16 protein-coding genes and 2 pseudogenes are annotated in these 20,180 nt (G+C 69.7%); 10 read left to right on the top strand and 8 right to left on the bottom strand.

Features of this window, described 5'->3' with window-relative positions:
• The first annotated feature begins 708 nt into the window (after positions 1-708).
• From dhbA to ACIOMQ_RS28570, 5 genes are all read left to right on the top strand, one after another.
• Positions 709-1,539, top strand: coding sequence for a 2,3-dihydro-2,3-dihydroxybenzoate dehydrogenase (gene dhbA / locus ACIOMQ_RS28590; protein ID WP_362206584.1), 831 nt, complete (start codon positions 709-711; stop codon positions 1,537-1,539).
• Positions 1,540-1,634: 95 nt separating this feature from the next.
• Positions 1,635-2,840 carry an isochorismate synthase DhbC gene (dhbC, locus tag ACIOMQ_RS28585; protein WP_362206583.1) on the top strand — a complete coding sequence of 402 codons (1,206 nt, stop codon included), beginning with the start codon at positions 1,635-1,637 and terminating at the stop codon, positions 2,838-2,840.
• Positions 2,837-4,477 (top strand): (2,3-dihydroxybenzoyl)adenylate synthase, encoded by a 1,641-nt coding sequence (locus tag ACIOMQ_RS28580; RefSeq protein WP_402190963.1) that lies wholly within the window; start codon positions 2,837-2,839, stop codon positions 4,475-4,477. Before dhbC ends, ACIOMQ_RS28580 begins: the two co-directional genes overlap by 4 nt.
• A gap of 59 nt (positions 4,478-4,536) precedes the next feature.
• Complete coding sequence (locus tag ACIOMQ_RS28575; protein ID WP_402190961.1) at positions 4,537-5,184, top strand: isochorismatase family protein; 648 nt, start codon at positions 4,537-4,539, stop codon at positions 5,182-5,184.
• Positions 5,185-5,677: 493 nt separating this feature from the next.
• A complete protein-coding gene (locus ACIOMQ_RS28570) occupies positions 5,678-7,474 on the top strand; it encodes a glycoside hydrolase family 15 protein (protein ID WP_362206655.1) in 1,797 nt (598 codons plus the stop codon).
• A 257-nt stretch (positions 7,475-7,731) separates the two neighbouring features.
• Here ACIOMQ_RS28570 and ACIOMQ_RS28565 read toward each other — a convergent pair whose 3' ends face one another.
• The 3 genes and pseudogenes from ACIOMQ_RS28565 to ACIOMQ_RS28555 all read right to left on the bottom strand — a co-directional run bounded on the left by ACIOMQ_RS28565 (position 7,732) and on the right by ACIOMQ_RS28555 (position 8,432).
• A complete protein-coding gene (locus tag ACIOMQ_RS28565) occupies positions 7,732-7,857 on the bottom strand; it encodes a hypothetical protein (RefSeq protein ID WP_362206580.1) in 126 nt (41 codons plus the stop codon).
• Between the two features lie 51 nt (positions 7,858-7,908).
• A pseudogene (locus ACIOMQ_RS28560) lies at positions 7,909-8,277 on the bottom strand (MFS transporter); the annotation flags it as partial.
• Positions 8,274-8,432, bottom strand: coding sequence for a hypothetical protein (locus ACIOMQ_RS28555; protein ID WP_401988335.1), 159 nt, complete (start codon positions 8,430-8,432; stop codon positions 8,274-8,276). The gene ACIOMQ_RS28555 and the pseudogene ACIOMQ_RS28560, both read right to left, overlap by 4 nt.
• Before the next feature lie 242 nt (positions 8,433-8,674).
• On the opposite strand from ACIOMQ_RS28555, the gene ACIOMQ_RS28550 reads away from it, so the two are divergent.
• The gene (locus ACIOMQ_RS28550) at positions 8,675-10,009 is read left to right on the top strand and encodes a serine hydrolase domain-containing protein (protein WP_402190958.1); all 1,335 of its coding nucleotides are present in this window, start codon (positions 8,675-8,677) and stop codon (positions 10,007-10,009) included.
• A 43-nt stretch (positions 10,010-10,052) separates the two neighbouring features.
• Here the strand turns inward: ACIOMQ_RS28550 and ACIOMQ_RS28545 are convergent, their stop codons facing one another.
• A complete protein-coding gene (locus tag ACIOMQ_RS28545) occupies positions 10,053-11,183 on the bottom strand; it encodes an FAD-dependent monooxygenase (RefSeq protein WP_362206577.1) in 1,131 nt (376 codons plus the stop codon).
• Positions 11,184-11,334: 151 nt separating this feature from the next.
• Between ACIOMQ_RS28545 and ACIOMQ_RS28540 the strand changes: the two genes are divergently transcribed.
• Together ACIOMQ_RS28540 and ACIOMQ_RS28535 are read left to right on the top strand one after the other, a co-directional pair.
• Positions 11,335-11,448 carry a hypothetical protein gene (locus ACIOMQ_RS28540; RefSeq protein WP_401266998.1) on the top strand — a complete coding sequence of 38 codons (114 nt, stop codon included), beginning with the start codon at positions 11,335-11,337 and terminating at the stop codon, positions 11,446-11,448.
• Positions 11,449-11,617: 169 nt separating this feature from the next.
• Entirely contained in the window at positions 11,618-12,055 is a 438-nt protein-coding gene (locus ACIOMQ_RS28535) for a glutaredoxin domain-containing protein (RefSeq protein WP_401266995.1), read from the top strand.
• 226 nt (positions 12,056-12,281) lie between these two features.
• Here ACIOMQ_RS28535 and ACIOMQ_RS28530 read toward each other — a convergent pair whose 3' ends face one another.
• Complete coding sequence (locus ACIOMQ_RS28530) at positions 12,282-12,590, bottom strand: hypothetical protein (RefSeq protein ID WP_402190956.1); 309 nt, start codon at positions 12,588-12,590, stop codon at positions 12,282-12,284.
• Between ACIOMQ_RS28530 and ACIOMQ_RS28525 the strand changes: the two are divergent.
• A pseudogene (locus ACIOMQ_RS28525) lies at positions 12,514-12,750 on the top strand (IS630 family transposase); the annotation flags it as partial. The gene ACIOMQ_RS28530 and the pseudogene ACIOMQ_RS28525 overlap by 77 nt on opposite strands.
• A 126-nt stretch (positions 12,751-12,876) precedes the next feature.
• Here the strand turns inward: ACIOMQ_RS28525 and ACIOMQ_RS28520 are convergent.
• The 3 genes from ACIOMQ_RS28520 to ACIOMQ_RS28510 all read right to left on the bottom strand — a co-directional run bounded on the left by ACIOMQ_RS28520 (position 12,877) and on the right by ACIOMQ_RS28510 (position 18,734).
• The gene (locus tag ACIOMQ_RS28520; RefSeq protein WP_401757558.1) at positions 12,877-15,120 is read right to left on the bottom strand and encodes a PQQ-binding-like beta-propeller repeat protein; all 2,244 of its coding nucleotides are present in this window, start codon (positions 15,118-15,120) and stop codon (positions 12,877-12,879) included.
• Positions 15,121-15,518: 398 nt separating this feature from the next.
• Positions 15,519-16,973: an MFS transporter gene (locus ACIOMQ_RS28515; protein WP_402190954.1), complete on the bottom strand. Its 1,455-nt coding sequence runs from the start codon at positions 16,971-16,973 to the stop codon at positions 15,519-15,521.
• Positions 16,974-17,309: 336 nt separating this feature from the next.
• A complete protein-coding gene (locus ACIOMQ_RS28510) occupies positions 17,310-18,734 on the bottom strand; it encodes an MFS transporter (RefSeq protein WP_402190951.1) in 1,425 nt (474 codons plus the stop codon).
• 647 nt (positions 18,735-19,381) lie between these two features.
• Here ACIOMQ_RS28510 and ACIOMQ_RS28505 point away from each other — a divergent pair.
• Positions 19,382-20,122: a class I SAM-dependent DNA methyltransferase gene (locus ACIOMQ_RS28505; RefSeq protein ID WP_401757553.1), complete on the top strand. Its 741-nt coding sequence runs from the start codon at positions 19,382-19,384 to the stop codon at positions 20,120-20,122.
• Positions 20,123-20,180: the final 58 nt, after the last annotated feature.

The following is a 20,180-nucleotide window of genomic DNA, read 5'->3' as shown; positions in this document are numbered from 1 at the left end:
GGTTACGCCGCCACGGCACCGGGCGGCGTACGCGCACGCCCGGTGCCGTGGCGTGCGCGGGAGAATGCGGCGACCGCGTCGGCCGCCGGAGCCGTTCGGGGATGCCGGTCACCCGCGCACGGTCGCCCTCGCCCGCCCGACGCTGCGTCGGGGTACCGGAGTGCCGGTGGAGCCGGGCGAGAGCGTGTTGTATCGGATGTCGTGGCGGGCGACCTCCAGGCCGGCATGGACTCCCCCGCCCAAGCTCAGGCAAGGCTAACCTAACCTATGGGTGCCGGGCAGATGAAAGCAGGCCCGGCGTCGCGCGCCCCCGCCACGACCCACTCCGCCTCATGTGACTCCTCGTCATATCGCTGCACAGTTCCGCCGATCGGCCCCGGCCGGAGCGGCCACACACGGCGAGCACTACGGAGCTGCGGCGCGGCGGCCCGGGGTCGACCACCGCGGAGGGGAAGCGCAACGCCGGGGCGGGTGCACCGAGACCAGGGGGCGGCGCCTCCACCCACCGACACGCTCCCCCTCGCCCAACCGGGCGGCACGGAAGCTGCGTTCAGAAGACGGGACCGCAGCCCCCACACCCGGCACCCAGGGGGCGAGGCCGGCCGGGGCAACGACAAGGCCGTGCCGAGCGATTCCGGCGGCCCATCACCCCCAAGGGGCCGATGCAGGTTAGGTTACCCTTACCTAACATCCCGTAGGAGGTTGCTCATGCCTGAGCACATACCGGGCAGAAGTGGTGAGTTCGACGGCCGCACTGTCCTGGTGACCGGTGCCGCACAAGGCATCGGGGCGGCCGTCGCCGACCTGTTCGCCACCCTCGGCGCCCGGGTGGCCGCCACCGACCGCGCGCAGGACGGCATCGGCACCCGGGCCGCGGAATGGAAGCGGCGGCAGGCGAAGAAACCGGGGAGCGAGCGCTCGGCAGGTCGTCTGGAGCCGTACGCCATGGACGTCACCGACCGGCCCTCGGTGGAGCGCACCGTGGCACGCGCCGAGCACGAACTCGGCCCCGTCGACGTGCTCGTGAACGTCGCGGGCATCCTGCGCACCGGCCCCGCGGCCGAACTCTCCGCCGAGGACTGGTCTGACACCTTCGCGGTGAACACCACCGGCGTCTTCCACGTCTCGCAGACCGTCGCACCGCTGATGGCCGACCGGGGCAACGGCTGCATCATCACCGTCGGTTCCAACGCCGCCGGGATTCCGCGCACCGGTATGGCCGCCTACGCCGCGTCGAAGGCGGCGGCCGTCATGTTCACCAAATGTCTGGGCCTCGAACTCGCCCGCAGCGGCGTACGTTGCAACGTCGTCGCACCCGGGTCCACCGACACGGCGATGCAACGCGCCCTGTGGACCGACTCCGGCGCCGAGCAGCGCGTCGTCGACGGGGACCCGGCGACCTACCGCACCGGCATACCGCTGGGCCGGATCGCCGCTCCCGAGGACATCGCCGACGCCGTCGCCTTCCTCGCCTCCGACCGCGCCCGCCACATCACCCTGCAGGAGCTGTACGTCGACGGCGGCGCGACCCTGCGCTGAGCCGTCCTCGACTCCTCCGTACCCCCCGATCCCCCGCACCCGCACCCGCACCCGCACCCGCACCCGCTGACGGAACCATCGAGAATGGAGTCCCCGTGTCGACGGCACCCCAGGTCGCCACGCACGTACCCCCGGCCGATCCGGCCCATCCGGCCGTAGGAGCGGCCACCTCGCTTCTGGACGCCTACACACCGGGCGCCCGCTTCCTCGCCACCCCTGGCCGCACCCTGCTGGCACACGGCGCGGGACGCCACGTACCGCACGACGAAAGGCCCTTGCACGAGCGGGTGAACGCCACCCTGGCCGAAGCCGGCGCAGCCGGACAGGAATCGCCGGTGGTCATCGGCGCCATCCCGTTCGACCACGCGGCACCGGCCGCCCTGAGCGTGCCGGCAGCACTGCGCATCGCGCCGCCGCTCGCCTCCGACCCACTGATCGCCCTGCCCGTCGGCGTGTCCGGCTCGGCGGACTGGCGGATACGCCCGGTGCCCGAACCCGAGGCCTACGGAGCGGGCGTAGCCGCGGCCGTAAAGCGCATGTGGCGCGGGGAGTTCAGCAAGGTGGTGCTCGCCCGCACCCTCGAACTCACCTCCCGCACCCCTCTCGACCTGCCCGCGATGCTCCAGCGCCTGGCCCGCCGCGACCCCCTCGGCCATACCTTCGCCCTGCCGACCGGGGCCGGCCGCACCCTCATCGGCGCCAGTCCGGAACTGCTGGTCTCCCGGCAGGGGCAGCGGGTGGTCGCCAATCCGCTCGCCGGGTCCACCCCCCGCAGCACCGACCTCGCCGAGGACGTACGCCGTGCCGCCACGCTGCTGGAGTCCGCCAAGGACCTGCACGAGCACGCCGTCGTCGTGGACGCCGTCCACCAGGCCCTGGCCCCGCACTGCACCGAGCTGACCGTCCCCGCGCGGCCGACACTGATCCGCACCGCCACCATGTGGCACCTGTCCACCACGGTGACCGGCACGCTCGCCTCCCCCGACACCTCGGCCCTGGCACTCGCCTGCGCCCTGCATCCGACCCCCGCCGTGTGCGGGACCCCCACCACGACAGCCCGTCAGGTCATCGCGGAGACCGAGCCGTTCGACCGCGGTTTCTTCACCGGAGTGGTGGGCTGGGGCAACGCCCGGGGCGACGGCGAGTGGATCGTCACGATCCGCTGCGCCGAGGCCGAGGAGCGCACCCTGCGCCTCTACGCGGGCGCCGGCATCGTGGCAGCATCCGAGCCCGAGGCGGAGACCGCCGAGACGGCAGCCAAGTTCCGTACCTTCCTCAGCGCAGTGGGGGCCGAACTGTGAGCCTGGACGACGACGCACCCACCTGGCCGTCCGATTTCGCCGAACGGTACCGGGCGGCAGGCTGGTGGCGCGGAGAGACCTTCGGCTCCGTACTCCGGGAACGTGCCCAGGCACACCCGGACCGGATCGCCGTGGTCGATCCCGTCGCGGGAACCCGATGGAGCTACGCGGAACTGGACCGGCGCGCCGACCGGCTGGCTGCGGGCTTCCTCGCCCGGAACATCACCAAGGGCGACCGCGTGGTGGTGCAACTGCCCAATATCGCGGAGTTCTTCGAGGTCGTCTTCGCACTGTTCCGGATCGGCGCGCTGCCCGTCTTCGCGCTGCCGGCCCACCGCGAGACGGAGATCTCGTACTTCTGCGAGTTCACCGAGGCGGTCGCGTACGTCATCGCGGCAGAACACGGCGGCTACGACTACCGCGAACTGGCGGCGAAGGCCCGCGCCGACGCGGGCACACTGCGGCACGTGTTCGTCGCCGCCGGGGACCCGGGCGAGTTCGAGGCGCTGTCCGACGTGGCGGAGGAGCCGGTCGGCCACGGCGTCCCGGGCCCGGGCGACCTGGCCTTCCTCCAGCTCTCCGGCGGCAGCACCGGCGTACCGAAACTGATCCCGCGCACCCACGACGACTACATCTACTCGCTGCGCGGTTCCAACGAGATCTGCGGGGTCGACGAGGACAGCGTCTACCTCTGTGTGCTGCCCGCGGCACACAACTTCCCGCTCTCCTCGCCCGGTTCGCTCGGCGCGCTCCACGCCGGCGGCCGCGTGGTGCTGTGCCCGCAACCCTCCCCCCAGGTGGCCTTCCCGCTGATCGAGCAAGAGGGCGTCACCATCACCGGGCTGGTCCCGCCGCTGGCCCTGTTGTGGAGCGAAGCGGCCACCGCCACCGCGCACGACCTCAGCAGCCTGGACGTCCTGCTGGTGGGTGGCGCCAAGTTCAGCGAGAAGGCGGCGCGGCGGGTCGGGCCGACGCTCGGCTGCACCCTGCAGCAGGTCTTCGGGATGGCCGAGGGGCTGGTCAACTACACCCGGCTGGACGACCCGGCCGAGGTGATCGTCACCACCCAGGGGCGGCCCATCTCGCCGGACGACGAGATCCTCGTCGTCGACGACGAGGACCGCGAGGTCGCGCCGGGCGAAACGGGTCACTTGCTGACGCGGGGGCCCTACACGATCCGCGGCTACTGGAGGGCGCCGGAACACAACGCCCGCTCCTTCACCGAGGACGGTTTCTACCGTACGGGCGACGTCGTCCGGGTCACCCGGAGCGGGCACATCGTCGTCGAGGGACGCGCCAAGGACCAGATCAACCGGGGTGGCGAGAAGATCGCCGCAGAGGAGGTGGAGAACCACATCCTCGCCCACCTGTCCGTGCACGACGCCAACGTGGTGGCCGAGCCCGACCCGTATCTGGGCGAACGCGTCTGCGCGTACGTGATCCTGCGCCCGGGAGCGGGTCCGCTGAAGCCGGTGGACATCAAGCGGTTCGTACGGGAACGGGGCCTGGCCGCGTACAAGGTGCCGGACCGGGTCGAGTTCGTGGACACGTTCCCGCAGACCGGCGTGGGAAAGATCTCCAAGAAGGACCTGCGGACCGCCGCGGCCCGCAGCACATCCGTCTCCCCGAACGTCTGAAGCTCCCCGGGCCCGCCACACCGGCCCGGCTTCCCAACCCTGAACGGAATACCAGCATCATGGCCCTGCCCGCCATCGCCCCGTACCCCATGCCGGCCGCCGACGAGATGCCCGCCAACCGGGTCGAGTGGACCGTGGACCCGTCACGCGCGGTACTCCTCGTCCACGATCTGCAGAACTACTTCCTGTCGGCCTACGACCTCCAGTCCTCACCGATTCCCGAACTGCTCTCGCATGTGGCGGAGTTGAGGAAGGAAGCTGCGCGCATCGGCGTACCGGTGCTCTATACCGCGCAGCCCGGCGGCCAGAGCCCGGACGAGCGCGGTCTGCAGCAGGACTTCTGGGGACCGGGCCTGCCGGCCGACCCGTACGCCGCCGCCATCGCGGATGCCGTCGCACCCGACGAGGGTGACACGGTGCTCACCAAGTGGAAGTACAGCGGCTTCGTCCGCACCGACCTCCTGAAGCTGCTGCGCGAACAAGGCCGCGACCAGATCGTCATCACCGGCGTCTATGCCCACATCGGCGTCCTCATGACCGCGTGCGACGCCTGGATGCAGGACATCCAGGCCTTCGTGGTGGCCGACGCGGTGGCCGACTTCTCCGCCGAGGACCATGCGATGGCACTGCGCTGGGCGGCCGGCAAATGCGCGGCCGTCACCAGCACCCGAGCCGTCTTCGAAGGGAACCGACCGCTGCGGCCCTGAATCCTGAGCGGCTGCGGGCCGACGTCGCCGACAGGCTCGGCGACGTGCCCGCCGACGTCGGGGAAGACCCTCGCTGACGCCAGGGCGGGAAAGGGCGGGAACACGGCCCTCGGCCGATCGGTGCACCACGCACGCGCTTGCGCAGACCGGACCGTTCTCCCCGCGTGCCCCGGCCGCGGAGATCGCGCCCGGCAGTGGCGAAGGATGCCGGCACGAACCCCTGTACACCGCGGTTCTGCCCCCACTTCCCCACCGACTCGGCGAAGTCCTGGCCCGCACTCGGATGCGGGTACAGGATGACGTCCCCCTCGCCGAGCGGCACGGCCGGGCAGGGTGTCAAGCCCGCTCCCGTTGTCCTGTACGTCGACGACTGGTAAGCCTGAAGGACGGGGCAGTGGCACAGGGAGGTCCGGATGTGACCAGGGAGGCCAACACGAACCCCGGGGCGTTCGGCGCCTTCGACGGATCCCCGGGCGCCGGTGCGCCCCGCTACGTGCCGGTTGCCGAGCACGGCCTGATCGGCGATCTGCGCAGCGCGGCGCTGGTGGACAGCACCGGCACCATCGACTGGTACTGCTGTGCGCGCTTCGACGCGCCCAGCATCTTCGCTTCGATCCTCGACGCCGACCGGGGCGGATATTTCGAGCTCGCCGCGGACGCCCCGACGAGCACCAAACAGTTCTACTTCCCCGACACCAATGTGCTCATCACCCGCTTCTTCGCGGAGGACGGAGTGGGCGAGGTCCAGGACTTCATGCCGGTCGTCGACGATTCGCGCGAGGCCGACCGGCACCGGCTGATCCGCCGCGTGGTGTGCGTGCGCGGATCGCTGCCGTTCCGCGCCCGTGTCGCCCCCCGCTTCGAGTACGGGGCGCAGCCGCACACCGTGCGCGCCCAGCACGGTCAGGCGATCTTCGAATCGCCCTCACTCACTCTCGCCCTGACCTCGAGTGTGCCGATCGAGGTCGCCGGCCCGGACGTGTGGTCGTTGTTCAAGCTGCACGAGGGCCAGTCCGCCGTCTTCGCCCTCGATCGGGTCGGCGGCAGCGTGGTGCCCCGGTTCTGCCCGTTGTCCGAGGCGGAGCAGCAGTTCAATGCCACCGTGGGGTACTGGCGGCGGTGGCTGTCCCAGTCGCGGTACCGCGGTCGCTGGCGGGAGATGGTGCACCGCTCCGCCCTCACCCTCAAGCTGCTCACCTATGCCCCGACCGGAGCCATCATCGCCGCGCCGACCACCAGCCTGCCTGAACGCATCGGCGGTGAGCGCAACTGGGACTACCGATACGTATGGATCCGTGACGCCGCGTTCTGTGTGTATGCGCTGCTCAGGCTCGGGTTCACGGATGAGGCCGAGGCATTCATGGGCTTCCTCACCGAGCATGTCCGCCTCGAAACGGCCGGCGCGAACAGTGCCACCGGCCCGCTGCAGATCATGTACGGCATCGACGGGCGCCGTGAGCTGCCCGAACGCAAGCTGACCCACCTCGAAGGCTACCGGGGCTCGGCCCCCGTACGTGTCGGCAACGGCGCCGTCGGCCAGTTGCAGCTGGACATCTACGGGGCGCTCGTCGATGCCCTCTACCTCTACGACAAGTGGGGACAGCCCATCTCCAGCGCGCACTGGGACAGCATCACCGAGTTGGTCGACTGGCTCTGCACCCATTGGGACCAGCCCGACCAGGGGATATGGGAGTCCCGCGGCGGGCGCAAGAACTTCCTCTACTCGCGATTGATGTGCTGGGTGGCCATCGAACGTGCCATGCGACTGGCCCGGCACCGCGGCCTGCCCGTCGACGTCGTGCGGTGGGGGCGGGCCCGGGACGCGATCTACCGCCGGATCATGAGCCATGGCTGGTCCGACGAGCGGCACGCCTTCGTCCAGTACGAGGACGGCCACGTCCTGGACGCGTCCCTGCTGATGATGCCGCTGGCGAAGTTCATCTCCCCCACCGACCCGAGGTGGCTCGCCACACTGGACGCGCTGGGCGAGGACCTGGTGTCCGACTCGCTGGTCTACCGCTACGACCCGCAGGCCAGCCCGGACGGGCTGCGGGGCGACGAGGGCACGTTCTCGATCTGCTCGTTCTGGTACGTCGAGGCGCTGACCCGCGCGGGCCGCCTGGACGAGGCCCGGCTCGCGTTCGAGAAGATGCTCACGTACGCCAACCACCTCGGTCTGTACGCCGAGGAGATCGGCCACACCGGGGAGCAGCGCGGGAATTTCCCGCAGGCCTTCACCCACCTGGGCTTGATCAGCGCGGCTTTCAATCTCGACCGCAGGCTCGGTTAGGGCTTGCAGAGAATTAACTTGCCTGCTCTGGGACTTGACGTCCCAGGTCAGCGCGATGCTCGCGCGCAGGTTGTTCATCTGCAAGCCCATAGGGCGCCAGCGGCTTCTCGCTCCTCTCCTTCTCCCGACCAGGAAAAGCCGCCTCTCCTCCTGCCCGACCGGGAGGAGCCGCCTCTCCGCGTTTCTACGCGCCCGTGGCCACTTCCTGACGGGCGTCGCGGGGCGAGTCCTGTCGAATGGGACTCGGACCGTCTCGGTCAGCGGTGGGAATCCTGGGGTTCGGTCTCGGTGGTGATGTCGTCGTCGGGCGGGGCTCCGATGCGGCGCAGGGAGCGGTCGACGACGGTCACCGCCAGGGACAGGGCGCTGACAGCAAGCAGCAACCAGGCGAGGTGGTGCAGGCCGCCGGTGTCGGCGCGCTGTCCGAAGTAGGCGCCGGGAGGCGACGACGGCGCCGAGGTCGGGGGCGAGCCATGCCGACGACGCCGGCGACGCCGGGCAGTGCCGTCCCGACCAGGAACAGGCGGCGGGGCCCGAAGAGGTCGATCGGTCGTCCCACGACGGGTTGGCCGATGGAGGTGGCCAGGTAGAGGGCGGAGCTGAGCCGGGCCGTCCGGGAGGGCGGTGCGCCGGAGGCGGCGCCGATCGGTCCCAGGGAGACGGAGATGACGGAGGAGTTGACCGGGTTGAGTATCGGTCCCAGCATCATCGGAGCCAGCAGGCGTCGGTCGAAACTGTCCGCCCGAGCGTTTGGCCCCGCCGGGGGGCAGTCGGCGCAGGACGCAGGCCGTGGTGCCCGTCATGACCGCACGATGCGGTCCAGCAGGGCCATCGCCGTGAGAAGGGTGTGGCGTTCCGCCTCCGTGCACTGGTCCTCCGGGGCGCGGGTGAGCCGGCCCTCGCCGGCGCTCCGGCGGTCTTCGGGGAAGGCGTGGCCACTGTCGGTGACGAAGAACACTGGCGTCGGCCGTCCTCAGGATCCGGGCGGCGGGCGACGAGGCGCAGGTTGGCCTGTACACATAGCCCTACGCAGGTGTCGGCGGACCGTCGGCGGCGCGTGCCGGAGCCTGAGGTCAACCATGGCCGCACCGCTTGCGGTCTATATCCCCGAGCGCGGATCGCGAGCGTGAGATGACGGACTGAGCACTGCGACCGCCGTGGTCCGTGCGGGGGCGGTGCCGGGGATGACGAGGAGCACACATGACTGCACGTCGGTCCAGGTCGCGCCGGTACGTGGTGGGGTTCGCGGTGGTGCTGGCGATGGGCACGACCGCGTTCACGGCGCCTGCGCGGGCGTCATCGGTCGGCAGCCCCGCTCAGCCCGCCGACCGCACCGGCCATGAGGAAACCCAGCAGGCGCTGGACGCCGTCGTGCGGACGGGCATCCCCGGGGTCACTGCCCAGGCGCGGTCCGAGGACGGCATCTGGAAGGGGGCGGCGGGCGTGGGCAACCTCAGAACCGGCGCACCGCGCGGGGCCGACGACCGGTTCCGGATCGCCAGCATCACCAAGACCTTCGTCGCGACCGTCATGCTCCAGCTGGAAGCCGAGAGACGGCTCGATCTCGACGGGACGGTGGAATCCTGGCTTCCCGGAATGGTGCGCGGCCACGGCCACGACGGCCGGAAGATCACCGTCCGGCAGCTGCTCAACCACACGAGTGGCATCTTCGACTTCACCGACGACCCGGGATACGCAAGGAGGTATCTCGGCACCGGCTTCCTCAAGCACCGCTACGACATCAGGCCCCCGAAGGTGGCGGTGGACGCTGCCATGGCGCACGCCCCGGCCTTCGAACCCGGCACCCGGTACGCGTACTCCAACACCAACTATGTGCTCGCCGGATTGATCATGGAGAAGGTCACGGGCCATACCTATGAGCACGAGATCCGCACGCGGATCATCAAGCCGCTCAAGCTGCACGCCACTCTCATGCCGGGTGACAGCTCGCGCATGCCGAAGCCGGGCAGCAGGGCGTACTCGGCACTCGATGACGACACCGAGGGAGCCAGGGTCCATGACGTGACCGTCCAGAACGCGTCCCAGACATGGGCCGAGGGCGACGTGATCTCCGACGCGGGCGATCTCAATCGTTTCTTCAGCGCCCTCATGCGGGGCAGACTGCTCGCCCCGAAGCAGCTGAAGGAGATGAAGACCACCGTTTTCGACTCCGGCTACGGTCTCGGGATCGAACAGCTGACGACGAGCTGCGGCACCACGGTATGGGGTCACGGCGGCGGCTGGGCCGGCTCGCTCTCCTACGCGGCGACGACGGATGACGGCAGCCATGCCTTCGCCTTCAACCTCAACGGGGACTGGAGTTCCGCTGGTATGGGCGGAGTGCTGGAGGCCGAGTTCTGCGGCGCCGCAACGGCCGGGACCGCGTCGAAAGCAGCCGGACCCGGGCAGCGGGGGCAGGGCTGGGCCCCGCCGTCGCTCGGGCATGAAGGGGCCGGTTCCACCATGGGGTCAGGGCTGGACCACGAGCCCTTTCCGTCGATGAAGGGTTGCCACCTTCAGGCGCACAGGGGGTGACTCCTGGGGCTGCACATTCGGCTCCGTGTCGCCTGCTCCGTCCTCAGCGCAGGGTGCGGGCCTCGGCCTCGACGTCGTAGTCGTACATCCAGGGCATGCCGAGGATCGGGGCTTTGCCCGCAGCCATGAGTTCAACGTTGAACCGGGAGCCCTGCTGGAACCGGGCCGCACGATCGCGCCGCAGCGTCTGGTAGCGGACCAGGACATGGGGCACGTCGGCGGTACTCACCCCCTCCAGCAGCGTGGCCAGCCCCATCCCGTCCTCAATGGCCTGGTTGGCGCCCTGCCCCATATATGGCAGCATCGGATGGGCCGCGTCGCCCAGCAGCGCCAGCCGCCCTTGCCACCATTGCCGCAGTGTTTCCCGGTCGTAGATACCCCATCGGAAGGTCGTGTCGACCTGCGAGATGACCTTGCGTGCCAGCGAATCCCAGCCGTCGCCGAAATCGGCGGCCAGCTGCTGTGGGTCGCCCGGCGCCGACCAGGACTCACGCATCTGCTCATCGGCCACGGTAAATGCCACGAAGTTCAGCAGCTCACCCCTGCGCACGGGGTAGACCAGCAGGTTCTTGGTGCCGTCGTTCCAGAACCGCACAGCACCGTCGGGCCAGTCGGGCACCCGCTCCGCGGGCATCACGCCACGGTATGCCGTAAGGCCGGAGAACACCGGGTCGCGGGGCTCCACGACATACCGCTGCAGCACCGAGTGGATGCCGTCGGCACCGACCACGACATCGCCCTCGGCGCTCTCCCCGTTCTCGAACGTCACCACGGCGCGGTCGTCGTCCTGCGTGAACGCCACACACCGGTGATTGATGTGCAATGCGTCGCCCGGAAGACTGGAGACCAGCAAGTCCACCATGTCCGCGCGGTGCATACCGAACATGGTGTACCCGTCGCCTCCACCGAGCGACAACGAGGACACCTCAGTGCCGTCCGCATCGCAGACCGCGAATCCGGTGAAGGGCGCCCCGGCCCGGGTGACCTTGTCGTGGAGACCGAGCCGCTCCAGCACCCGCAGACTGTTGGGCGCGAGCATGAATCCCGCTCCGACCTCGCTGAGCCGGTGTGCCTGTTCGTACACGTCTGCCTGGACACCCTTGGCCCGCAGCGCCACCGCCGCGGCCAGACCGCCGATGCCACCGCCTACGATCACCACGCGTACTCCGGCCATCGGGACCCCTTTCCACCCTCACCAAGGCATTCGGACGTCTGCAAGCACATGCTGAGCGGCTGCGGGCGCCGCAACCCGCCATTGAGCCAGAGGCAGCATGTCGCCGGATCGGACCCCGAAGCGGGGTGGCCGGTGACGGGACCACCGTGAGGTGATCGACGCGATCGCCTGGAAGTTCCGGACCGGATCGCAGTGGGCGCGCCTGCCGGAGCAGTACGGCAATGGGCGAGGCGTCCACAACCGGGCTGCGGACGTGGGCTGCTGATGGCGCGTCGGGCAGCGGCAGCAGACTCACCCCCGCGGCCTTCGCCATGGTCACGTGCTTCCCCGGCCGGAGCACATGATCAGACGAAGGCCGCTCCAGCGCCCTGCGAACGCCCAGCTGAGCGCCCTGGTTCGAGGAGTATCTCGACTCATCGATAGCCTGCGTCATCATGATGCGCGCGTGGATTTTGCCGATACTGCTTGTGCTCTGCGGCTCAGTCGTTGCGACCGGGCTGATCCTCCGGGGAAACCCTGGGGAAGCCGCAGCAATCCTGCTGGTGTTCGTGCTGCTCGCAGGCGTGAACTCGCCTCTGATCTTTCCGAGGTCGATCGGCGCGCTGGAGGCACAACGCCGCAGCGCGGTCGACGGCCGGCCGGTCGTCTTCTGGCGGTCGGGCTGCAAGTACTGCCTGCGACTGCGTATCCGGTTGGGCCATAGCGCCCGCCAGTTGCATTGGGTCGACATCTGGCGCGACCCGGATGGAGCGGCAGTGGTGAGGGCGGCCAACGACGGCAATGAGACCGTGCCGACTGTCGTCGTGGCGGGCCGGTCCCATGTCAACCCGGATCCTGAATGGGTGCGCGAACAGCTTTCTCCATCCACGTGATCGGCAGCGATGCCGTCTCACCAAGGCGCCCGCAGGTCCCCGAAGATTGTCAGCCGGATTGACGCCGTCCGAAGCCGCTGTCCGCGCTGTGCGGCACAGACGGAGGTTGCTGTGCGGCACAGACGGAGGTTCGAAGACGAGCTGGTGTGCAATGGTTGTAGGTCGCCCGCCGCCTGCGGCGTGGTTAGCGCTCGGGGTCTTTGTGCTTGCCTTCGCGCTCGGCCCGCTAACGGCCTGGGTGGAGCAGCAGATTGAACGGTCCGAACTCGTCCAGACCGGCCAGGCGACGGCTGGCGCGGGGGTCGGTCGAGGTGTCCGCCGTGCCGTGAACGACGAGGCACGGGGCCCGCCACCACGGGGCGCCGGCCCGGACGGCGGCTGCGACATCGAGGGCGCCGGCGCCCACGAGCAGCGGGAATGGCCGGTGTGAGCGGACGATGAGGATCGCGCCAAGCGCGCACTTCACACCCACCATCTCGTCCTGGCTGAACCTGGTGGAGCGGTGGTTCGCCGAGCTCGCACAGAAGAAGCTCAAGCGCGGCGTCCACCGCTCTGTCCAGGCACTCGAACGCGATATCCGGTCCTGGCTCGCCGACTGGAACGACCACCCACGACCCTTCGTATGGACGAAGACAACCGACGACATCCTCGACAAGGTCGCCGCCCACTGCCACCGAATCACCGACTCAGGTCACTGGCACCAGAAACCTTACGGGCGCGGCGCACTCGCACAAGACGCGACCGCGCTGCGTAGGCGACCGAGTGAGCCGCTGAAGTGTCCGCACGGCAAGGAAGGCGGCCGGCGGCCGGTTCCGCCGTGGTCAGCCCGACTTCGGCGGCTTCTGCGCGTCGAAGGCGAAGAGAGTGTTCTTGGCCGCGGCGACGATCACTGCGCGCCCCGCGACGGTCACACGCGGGCTTGCGCCCTGCTCGCCCGTCAAACCATCGGCCTGCGGATCTGTTGTCCACAGGGGTTTGCCATCGTACGGCGACAGCGCGACCACCCGGCCGGTGGCCGAGCTGAAATACAGCGCGTCGGCTCCCGCCGCGGGGCCCGACGCTCCCTCCACGCCCGTCTGCCGGGACCACTTCTCCCGGCCGGTCGCGGGGTCGAGCGCCGTGACGAGACCGATCTGCGTGCTCACGTAGAGGGTGCCGTCCGCCATGCCGGGCGTCCCCGAGTATGTCTTGGCCAGCCGGGAATACGTGACCTTCCGCGAGGCCGGGTGGACCCGCGCCACCCCGTCGTAGCCGGCCGGCGCCGTTCCCTCCATGTGCGCCTGAAAGAGTACGAGCCTGCCGTTGGCGACGCCCATCGGCACGGCGGGGCCGTTGACCGCGATGGGCCTGCCCAGTGTCCCCGAGGCGCGGTCGACCGTGTACAGGGTGGGGTGGCGCACCTCTGAGGCATCCACCTCCGCATCCGTCGCGCACATCGCGAAGAACTGCGGGCCCACCGGGACAGGTGCGCACTGTGTGCCCGCGGGGAACGGCGTCTTCCAGGCAACCGTACCGCTGTGCGCGTCCCGGGCCTCGAAGCGGGAGTTGGAGGCGTCGACCGTCACAACGGCGGAGCCGATCACAATGGCGTCCTGGGTCCGCCCCGTGACGGCCCTCGACTGGGCGCCGGACGGCACGGACCACAGCTCCCGGCCATTGTTCGCGTCGATGGCCACCACCTCACTGGGAGGGTCCTGCGGGGCGTCCTGGGCGGCGAAGCGGTAACCGAGCACCGTGTCGTCGGTGGCGCCCACCAGGTGCATGCCCTGGACGGGGACGCCCGGACTCTTCGCCGTCCACACCCGCGAGCCGTCCGAGGCCCTGATACGGGTCGCGACAACGCCGCCGCCCCCGCAGAACAGCGCGTCGCCGCGCGCGACGCAACGCAGCTCGTCGGGGATGTCCTCACGACCGCCCTGCACCGTCGTGTGCCACGGCACGAAGCCGTCCGGAAGTGCGGCACCCGGCGCCGCGACGCTGTTGCCCTTGTTGCCGCCGCTGTTCCCCCCGAAGCCGCCCGCCTTCAGCGCGGCGACTCCCCCGCCGATCGCTGCCACCGCAACCGCGGCCGCGAGCACGGGACGCCATCGGCGACGCAGACGGCGGCCGATGGGGGTGCCAGTGCTCCCTGTATCGGGACCGGCCGGGGCGGTGGTCGGGGCAGTCGGCGCCGGGGTGTCCGTCATCGCGAAGTGATGCTGGGTGAGCATGTCGCGGGTGCGGCCCGCGCCAACCCCGTTCGCGTCGGTCCCGCCGAGGTCGGCCGGCAGGTCCCGCAGCAGCACGAGGAGTTCGTCCGCCGAGGGGCGTCCCTCGGGCTCCTTGGCCAGGCACGACTCGACGACCGCGCGCAAGGCCACCGGCACGGCACCCAGCGACGGCTCCTCGTGCACCACCTGATAAGCCGTCATGTATGGGCTGTCCGCGTCGAAGGGCCCGTGGCCCGTCGCTGCGTACACGAGCAGCGTCCCCAGCGAGAAGACATCGGACCGCGGCCCCACACCACGCGGCGCCTGCAACTGCTCCGGCGACATGAAGGGCGGCGTACCGATGACCCGCCCTGTCATCGTCAGCGTCTGCTGGTCCACGGCGCGCGAAATGCCGAAGTCGATGACGCGCGGGCCCTCGGGCGAGAGCACGACGTTCGAGGGCTTCAGGTCACGGTGGACGACCCCCACCCGGTGGATGTCGCGCAGCGCCTCCGCCAGCCCGATGGCGAGCCTCCTCAGCTCCGCTCCGTTCAGCGGGCCTTCCGTCGCGATGCGCTGGGCGAGCGTGTGCCCCTCGATGTAGGTCGTCGCCATCCACGGCTGCTCGGCCTCAGGGGCAGCGTCGACCACGGCGGCGGTGAACGCGCCGCTCACCCGCCTCGCCGCAGCCACCTCCTGCCGGAAACGGATGCGGAACTCGTCGTCCCCCGCGAACTGCTGGTGGATCAGTTTGATCGCGACAGGTCGCCCCGAGCTCGTACGGGCCAGAAAGACCGTGCCCATGCCACCCGAACCGAGCCGCGCCTCAAGCGGATAACCGCCGATCTCGGCTGGATCACCTCCGCGCAGCGACACTCTTCCCGACCTCCCGTCCCCCGTGCACCTCTGCCGCCACGGGCCTGCGTACCTGTCCTGCACACAAACTAGCCGCAGGGCAGTACGGCAGAGCAAAGCGGGTGACGAACAGGGAGCCCGGGGCTGCTCCCGTGCCGCACACGACGAAGCCCCGCCAGGACATGGCGGGGCTTCCTGCCTCACGCACTTTCACGTAGTTCTCACACACTCCTCACCAAGCATGCGCACCCCCCGGACAAAGGCACCCCGAACTGGACATCAAGCACCGCTCATGGACGGGCTGGACGCCTTGGACGGTCGTTACGACATGTCCTGTGAGGCACCAAGACCGGGGCGGACACCCGCCCCCGGCAGCGGGCGCCGCCCGGCCGCAGTCGCCGGAGAACATTGGCCCCTTTTCAGGCTGTGGCCTTTTCCGGCTGGTCGCCGCTGCCCGCGCTCTCGGCGGCGGGTGCGGTGCGCAGGGTCAGCAGGGCGGCGAGGGCGCCGACCACCGCGAGGGCCGCGGCACCGAGGAAGGCGGCGGAGAAGCCGTGGGTGAGGGCCACCGGGTCCGCGGGTTCGCGGGCGCCGTGCGCGGCGGCGAGTGCGGTCATCGCGGCGAGGCCGAGGGCGGAGCCGACCTGGTAGCTGGTGTTGACGATCCCCGAGGCGAGGCCGCCCTCCTCCGGGCGAGCGCTGGACAGCGCGGTGCCGAGCGACGGGATGAACGCCAGCGACATGCCCACCGCCGAGAGCAGGGAGGCGGGCAGGACGTCGACCCAGAAGTTTCCGTCCGGGCGGGCGAGCGAGAGCCAGAACATGCCGGCGCCGAGCGCGAACAGCCCGAGGACGATGAGGGGCTTGGGCCCGAACCGCGAGATCAGACGCGGTGCCAGGACGATCATCATGATCATGATGGCGACCGTCATGGGCAGCAGCGCGGAGCCGGAGGCGAAGGCGTCCAGTCCCAGGACCTGCTGCAGGTAGAGGTTGAGGAAGAACCACATGGGTATCCACGCGGCGGCCATGAGCAGCTGGGCGATGTTGGCACCGGCCAGGTTGGGTGCCCGCCAGATTCCCAGCCGCATCAGCGGTTCGCGCCGCTTGGACTGGATCGCGGCGAACGCTGCGATCAGCGCCACACCTGCCAGGAGGACCAGCCAGGTCTCGGCGGAACCCCAACCGGCCTTGGGTGCCCGGACGATGGCGTAGACGGCAGCGGCGAGGCCCCCCGTGACGGTGACCGCGCCGGCGAGGTCGATCGACCCGCGTCGTCCCGCGCCCGAAGGCATGACAACGGGCGTGGCGGCCAGGACGATCAGGGCCACGGGGATGTTGATGTAGAACACCCAGGGCCAGCTGGCGAATTGGGTGATGACCCCGCCGAGGAAGACTCCGGCGGTACCGCCGGCCGGGGCGGCCGCGCCGTACAGGGCGAAGGCCTTCCCCAGCTCCTGGGGCCGCGAGCCGAACAGCGTCATCAGCAGGGTGAGGGCGGACGGGGCGATCAGCGCGGCGCCCACGCCCTGCAGGGCCCGCCCGGCCAGTTCGACCCAGCCCTCACCCGCGAGGCCCGCGGTCAGGGAACCTGCGGCGAGGACGACCCATCCGGCGCTGAAGAGGCGTCTGGCACCGAGCAGGTCCGAGAGCCGTCCGCCGAGCAGCAGCAGCCCCCCGAAGGCGACGACGTAGGCGTTGAAAACCCACGACAGGTTCTCCTGGGAGAAGCCCAGGTCGGCCTGCATCTCGGGTAGGGCCACGCCAATGATCGACGTGTCCATGATGACGATGAACTGAGCCAGGGCGATCAAGGCGAGCGCGGACCATCTCCGCGAATCGGTTGGTGCGTTTGGTGCGGCTGATGCGGTCATTGGGAGCACTCCTATACCGCAGGGGGGTATCGACGCCTCGCAACATACCCCCTAGGGGTATATATGGCCAGCCACCTGGAGGACTTCGCGAGCGAGCACCTCGACGGAACCCGCGAGAGTCCGCACCCCGACCTGCCCAAGGACCGCTCATTCCCAGGGGAGTTGACCGAACCCGGATGGCCCGCTGAGCCTTTGTTCGACGGTTTTCACGCGGTACTTGACGGAATGTCAGCAGTCCCGATCGCCCGTTGGGTCGGAACCCGCTGAGGTCAACAGCGTCGGCCGCGGCGGTCTCGGTACGCGGTGGTCTTGGTATACGGCGTGCCGCTCTGCCGATTACCGGCGGCCGACAGGGGCCGTTCGGTCCGTGCCACGGTCCACCTCCTCGAACAATGCCGCCGTGAGCGCGGCGGTGCCCAAGGCCCAGCGCCCGGTGCTGAGCAGCCCCAAGACCGCAATGCCGAGGCCCAGCCCGAGCACCATCCACCACACGCCGTGCTCCGCGCTGATGAACGCTGTTCCGCCGCGGGTCAAGGCCGATCCCACGATCGTTCCGGAGATGGCGACTCCCAGGGTGGTGCCGGTCTGCCGTCCTGCGGAGGCCAACGAGGTAGCCACCCCGGCCATCGAGCAGGGCATTCCGGAGACCGCTGTGTTGGTGATAGGCGGGTTGACCGTGCTCAGGAAGATGCCGAACAGCAGGTAGATCGCGAGCACGGCAGGCAGTGGGGTGGCCGGTGCGAGCCGGAGCGACATGCCGCCGCCCAGCGCCAGCGCGCTCCCGGCGACCACCAGCGGCATCCTGGGACCGCGCGCGGCTACCAGCCGGCCGGTGAACGGGGAAAGCACAACGACCAGCGCCCCGACCGGGAGCAGGCACAGTCCGGCCGTGAGCGCTGACATGCCGCGCACGTTCTGCAGGTACTGGGTGGTCATGAAGAGGAATGCGCTGAACCCGCACAGAGCGAAGAGCGCCATCAGGATCGCCGAGCTGAACGGCACGCTGCGAAACAGGCGCAGCTCCAGCAGCGGGTCGACGCGGCGTGATTCGTAGCCGAGGATGCCCAGCACTCCGAGGACGGACACGGCGAGCAGGCCCAGGATGACCGGCGAGGTCCGGCCCAAGCCCTTGGACTCGGTGATCGCGAAGACGACACCACCCAATACGAGGATCACCACAGTCTGGCCCACCGGGTCGAACCGGCGCACCCGCGAGGCGCGGGACTCGGGCACGAACAGCGCGGTGCACACGATCGCGGCGGCCACGATCGGCACGTTGACCCAGAAGACGGAGTGCCAGCCGAGGCCGTCGACCAGGGCGCCCCCGATGATGGGACCCAGTACCAGCGACAGGCCGGTCGTCGAGCCGAACACGCCGATGGCTCCGGCCCGCGTGGCGCGACGTTGACGACAGAGATGTCCATCACCACGACGATCACGCCGGCGCAACCGCACACCGGCTGCCCGCTGAGTAACCCCCTCCGAACGCACGGACAGAACGACGAGCCGCAGGGTGCCCAGTGCAGCCCCACACGCGTCCGCGCCACCTGGGACGGAACGGAGAGCGTGGAGGAGGCTTCCAAGGTGCTGGGGTCTCGCGGGCGAAGGGCTACGACCAGGATCCAGGTGGGCGTGCTCACGGCTGTCGCCGGCGACGCACGCACCCCTCTTCCCGATCTGGAAACGTCGGTTCGTCAACGCCAGTGACGTCGTACAGGACGACGCCTCGGGTGGGTACGTCCAGCGCACGGGGCCGCTCATGAGGGTCCATTGTGAGCAAAGTGCGGACATGCATCGGCAGCGGCTTGAGCCTTGGAGGACCTTCCGGTACCGACTCCTCGCCATGGTCGCCGAAGAGCGGTCGTACCAGCTGAAATTCGGGGTCTTCGCTCCATGCATGGCTGGGAGTGCGAAAGGGAAGAGCCGAAGGGAGTATGGCGCGCCCGGATTTGTCCGGAGCGTGCACCGCCGTCAGCATTTCCGTAAGGACAGCGGTGCCTCGCGGATCAGGTGCGGCTGGTACCCGCTCGTCGCACAACACCCTGTTCCAGGGCAACGATGCGTTCCGCAGGCGTACATGGTCGAGGTTACGGCAGGTTCCCGTGGCCAGGTCGAAGAGCCGGCTCTGCACCTGGTAGGCGGACACGAGACTGCCGCCGTGGTGGGAGCCGTCGGCCAAGGTGTGACTGCATAGCCATTTCCCAGCCGCGCGGTCCACATCCCACATCGTGTGGTTGTGGAGCAGGCAGACCGGCACACACCCCACTTGAGAAGCCTGGTTGATGAGCAGATCGCACGTAGTTCCTGGGTAGTTCTCGGCCGCGGCACGTTCCTCGCCAAGGAGCCGGTACAGGGCAGAACGTAAATACGTCGACAGCGCCCCGCCGTGCCCGGCAAAGTGGCCGCCCGTGACGAGCAGTGAGCTATGGACCCGTGCGACCGCCGACCGCTACGACTCCGAGGAGAGCGAGATGTCCTCGGCCGCCGTTCTCGGACCGACTCTCGCCTTCCTCGCCGAACTCGCCGGAGACGGCCGAGCACTGGAATTCGCCATCGGAACCGGACGCGTGGGTGTCCCCCTCCGGGAACGTGGCGTGCCGGTGGCGGGCATCGAACTCTCCGAGCACATGGCGGCGGTCCTGCGGCGCAAGGCCGACGAGGACACACTCCCGGTCACCATCGGAGACATGGCCACGACCACCGTCCCCGGCGAGTTCACCCTGGTCTATCTCGTCTACAACACCATCACGAACCTGCTCACGCAGGACGAACAGGTCGAGTGCTTCCGCAACGCCGCGCGGCACCTGGCGCCTGGCGGCCGATTCGTCATCGAGCTGGGCGTGCCTCCGCTGCGGTTCCTGCCGCCGGGGCAAGTCGCGGTGCCGTTCGACGTCTCCGAGCGGCATCTCGGCTTCGACACCTTCGACCTGGTCGAACAGATCCTCGTCTCGCACCACCTCACCCACGACGGCGGCGACGGCCGCTACCGCCGCGACATCTCCCGGCACCGGTACGCGTGGCCGGCGGAGCTCGACCTCATGGCACGGATCGCAGGGCTCGAGCTGGAACGGCGCGTCGCGGACTGGGACGGGGCGCCGTTCACCCAGGACTCCGCGAAGCACATCTCCGTGTGGCGCAAGTCGGCTTGAGCCACGCACACAGCGTACGAGGGCACCGTTGCCTAACGGCTGTCCCGTAGTCCCTGGT

Source organism: Streptomyces sp. NPDC087845, from assembly GCF_044742755.1.
Taxonomy (GTDB): Bacteria; Actinomycetota; Actinomycetes; order Streptomycetales; family Streptomycetaceae; genus Streptomyces.
The sequence above is the reverse complement of the archived record's forward strand: the minus strand, read 5'-3'. Positions and strand labels throughout refer to the sequence as shown.